Annotated in this window: 3 protein-coding genes; all 3 read right to left on the bottom strand. The window is 73.4% G+C overall.

What is annotated here, in order from left to right; translation table 11 throughout:
- Positions 1–53: 53 nt before the first annotated feature.
- Positions 54–2,231, bottom strand: a complete 2,178-nt coding sequence (locus tag ACSW7Y_RS16465) for an ArnT family glycosyltransferase (protein WP_438127317.1) — start codon at positions 2,229–2,231, stop codon at positions 54–56.
- Positions 2,232–2,519: 288 nt separating this feature from the next.
- Positions 2,520–3,347 (bottom strand): fructosamine kinase family protein, encoded by an 828-nt coding sequence (locus ACSW7Y_RS16460; protein ID WP_438127316.1) that lies wholly within the window; start codon positions 3,345–3,347, stop codon positions 2,520–2,522.
- Between the two features lie 29 nt (positions 3,348–3,376).
- Positions 3,377–4,098, bottom strand: a 722-nt coding sequence (locus tag ACSW7Y_RS16455) for a LysR family transcriptional regulator substrate-binding protein (RefSeq protein WP_438127315.1), incomplete at its 5' end; no start/stop codon positions are given.

Raw genomic sequence — 4,098 nt, 5'->3', positions numbered from 1 at the left:
CTGCAGCGGGGTGCCGGCCATGTCGGCGAGCCTATCCGCGCCCTCGTCGTGCATCACTTCCGGCTGCTCAGGTCGTAGACCGTCGAGCCGCCGACCGTGGTGCTGCTGTAGTTCGCCGCGACCCACTCCTGGATGGCCGAGGCCGTGGACGAGCCGCCGCCCATCCCGCCGCCGCTGCCGGACGAGATGTAGTAGCCGATCGTGCCGTCGGAGACGTACGCCTTGAACTCGGCGAGGGTGGGCGTCGGGTCGCTCGACCAGCCGCCGATCGCCATGACGGCGGTGTCGCTGTCGAGTTCGAGCTGCGCGGCGGACTGCGATCCGTCGACGGCGGCGGACCAGGTCGTGTCCGTCGACTCGAGGAGCTTCGTGAGGGCCGACGAGGTCGACGCGCTTCCGCCACCCATGGCGCCGCCACCCGCCTGGAGGCCCGTCCCCGACCCGCCCTCGGAGGTCGCCCCGCCAGATCCCTCCTGGGTGGTGGATCCCTCCTGGGTGCCGGTGCCGTCCGGCATCGACGGGGCCTCGCCCGAGGTGCTGTCCGGCGGCGTGCCGCCGGGACCCTGCTGGGTGCCGTCCGAGCTGTCGGAGCCGTCGCCCTCGGAACCGGAGGCCGATCCGCCGGGGCCTCCCGTGCCTCCCGGCTGACCACCGCCCATGCCGCCCGTCCCGCCGGAGCCGCTGCCGGACGGACCGACGCTCGGGATCGAACCGGAGTGCGCGACGGTCGTCGTGGCGAGGGCGTAGGCGGTGGTCCCGGTCAGACCGAAGAGCGTGCCGGCGAGGACACCGACCGCGACCAGCTTGCGCAGGGTGGGCAGGCTCCCGACGAGGATCGCGGCGGTGGACAGGAGCCCGCCGACGAGCACGACCCACCGCAGCCAGGGCAACCACGTCGGGTTCTCGTCCAGGAGGCAGAAGCCCCAGTACGCGGTGATGCCGATCATCCCGGCGAGGCCGAGGCGTCCGATCACGCGGTCGCGAACGCTCCAGAGGAGGGCGCCGCCGGTCCCGACCAGTCCGGCGATCGCCGGGGCGAGGGCGACCGTGTAGTACGGGTGGATCGTGCCGGACATGTACGAGAAGACGAGCCCGGTGACGAGCAGCCATCCGCCCCAGAGCACGAGACCGACGCGGACCGGGTCGCCGAGGTGCCGCCGACCGACGACCACCAGGCCGAGGACGAGTGCGAGGAGTGCCGCGGGCAGGAGCCAGCTGATCTCGAGGCCCATCTCGGACGAGAACAGTCGGTCCAGTCCGGTCGAGCCGCCGAACGACGATCCGGCGGTCCCGCCGCCCATCCCGCCGCCGTTGCCCGAGCCGCCGAAGATCCGGCCGAGCCCGTTGTAGCCGAAGACCAGGTCGAGCACGGTGTTGTTCGTCGACCCGCCGATGTAGGGGCGGGACTCCGCGGGCCACAGCCACACGGCGACGACCCACCAGCCGGCCGAGACCACGAGCGAGACCGCCGCGATCACGAGCCCGATCGCGCGACGACCCCACGAGGTCCGCGCGGCGAACAGGTACACGATGCCGAACGCCGGCAGGACGAGGAGGCCCTGCAGCATCTTCGTGAGGAACGCGAACCCGAGTGCCACCCCGGCGAGGGCGATCCACTTCCAGCTGCCCCGGGGGAGCGCCCGCACGGTGCAGTACGCCCCCGCCGTCATGAGCAGGACGAGCAGCGCGTCCGGGTTGTCGAACCGGAACATCAGCGCGGCCGCCGGGGTCGCCGCGACGACGAAGCCGGCGAGGAGCGCCCCGACGTTCGCCGTCGTCGCGCCGAGGCGGGCGAGGGTCCGGCGGACCGTGCCCCACACGAGCGCGACCGACCCGACGGCCATGAGCGCCTGGGGGAGCAGGAGGCTGAACGACGAGAAGCCGAAGAGCCGGGCGGACAGCACCATCACCCACAGCGAGGCCGGTGGCTTGTCGACCGTGATGAAGTTCGACGAGTCGAGCGAGCCGAAGAAGAACGCCTCCCACGACTTCGTGCCGGCCTGCACGGCGGCGGCGTAGAAGCTGTTGGCGTACCCGGAGATGCTGAGGTCCCAGAGGTACACGACGGCGGTCAGTGCGAGGAGCGCCCAGAACGCGGGCCGGAGCCAGCGGGCGTCGTCACGCTCGCCGAGGAACAGGCGAGCGAGTGGCGGGCGGCGGTCCCGGGCGGTGGTCCCGCCGGGGTGTGTGCGCTCGCGACGGTCGGTCACGGGGGTCGGGTACGTGGTCATGACGATGAGGTTCCCGGACGTTCCCCGAACCCGTCGATGGAGGACCTTGGCGCTCCCTAAGACCCGCGCGGTACCGGTGCGGTACCGAGGCACGGCGGGCGTCCTCGCACCGTGCGGGGGAGCGCGCCCTCGCACCGTGCGACACGTCGCTCGGTGCGAGGTTGCGCACTGCGTGCGAGGCGCGCAGGGTCGCACCGAGTGCGGAAGCTCGCACCATCGGGCCGGCGCCCCGCACGGTGCGAGGTTGCGCGCGCCCTTCACCTTGCTGGCGCCCCGCACGGTGCGAGGTCAGGCGTACCGCCGTGCCGCGCGGAGCGCCGCGCCCGTGTACGACCCCCCGAACAAGAACACGTGCAGCAGCAGCGGCGCGAGCTGGTGCAGTTCCACGCGGTCCTGCCAGCCGTCGGCGAGCGGGGATGCCTCGTCGTAGGCGGCGAGCACGGTCTCGAGTCGCGGGAGCCCGAACAACCCGAGGAGCGCCAGGTCGGTCTCCGCGTGCCCACCGTGCGGGTTCGCGTCGATGAGCACCGCTCCCGTCGGGGTCGTGCCGTCCACCGGTTGCCCCGGTGTCGGCCAGAGCACGTTCCCCGCCCAGAGGTCACCGTGCAACCGGGCGGGACCGTCCCCGACGAGCGACGGCTGCGGCGAGCCGAACTCGCCGTCCTCGAGGCGTTCGGCCACCCGCTCGAACACCGCTGCCTCGGACCCGTCGAAGCCGCCCTGGTCGACGATGCGGTGCACGTAGTCGCGGATCCGGTACTCGGCGAAGAACGCACCCCAGGAGTCGGGGGCGTCCGCGGCGGACACGAAGGCCGTCCGCGAACGACCCATCCGGAGCGAGCCCTGCTGCGGGAACCCCGGCGAGGGCGCGCCCCAGTGCGGAGCGCCGGCGGCGTGCGTGTGGGCGAGCGACCGACCGAAGCGCTCGGCCTGCTCCGTCGTCGGTGCGCCGTCGCTGATCTGCTCGAGGTGCAGCACGCGTGGTTCCGGATGTGCGAGGACCCGGGCGATGCGGGTGCCGCCGGCGTCCTCGGCCTCGGCGAGCCACTCCAGCCCGGCGGCTTCGGCGGTCGCCTCGTCGGGGTCGGTGAAGGTCTTCACGTACGTCTCGGCCATCGGTCCATCCTGCTCGCGGCCGCTGGTGGTCACCGCACCGCGTCGACGAGGGCCTGCGCCAACGGGTGCCACGGCCGGGAGGACGGCCCGCTCAGGACGAGGGTCCGGGTCAGCCGCCGTTCGAGCGGCAGCATCACGAGGTCCTCCGGCAGCATCCCGCGCCCGAGGGTGGGCACGATCGAGACGCCCTCGCCGCGCTGGATCATGCCGAACATCGTGTTCATCTCCCGCACCCGGTGCGCCCAGCGGAACGGCTGCCCGTCGAGCTCGTGCAGCCGCTGGATCTGCACCTCGCACCCGCCGCCACCCGCGACCAGCCCGTCCTCGTGCAGGTCGTCGAGCGTCAGTGCCTCCTGGCTCGCGAGCGGGTGGTCGCGCCGGACGACGGCGGCCATCTCGTCCCGCGCGACGACCACCGCACCCGTCGGCACCGGGGACGGGTCCACGAGCACGGCCGCGTCGACCGTCCCACCCTCGAGCCACTCCGGCATCTCGTCGTCGTCGCCCTCGTAGACCTGGACGTCGACGTCCGGCAGCGTCACCGCCCACAGTTCGCGGAGCCGGGGGAGCAGGCCCTGGCACACCGTGGGGACGGCGGCGAGGCGCACGGTGCCGCGCGCCGTGGCGGGGGTGACCACCGCCTCCAGGGCGTCGATGGAGGCGACCGCGCTGCGGGCGTGCGCGAGCAGGCGTTCCCCGAGCGGCGTGGGAGTCGCGGCGCCGCCGCGGTGCACGACCGCGCCGCCCACCT

Origin of the sequence: Curtobacterium flaccumfaciens, assembly GCF_051548005.1 — a bacterium.
Lineage (GTDB): Bacteria > Actinomycetota > Actinomycetes > Actinomycetales > Microbacteriaceae > Curtobacterium.
This window is presented reverse-complemented; position numbering and strand designations above follow the sequence as displayed.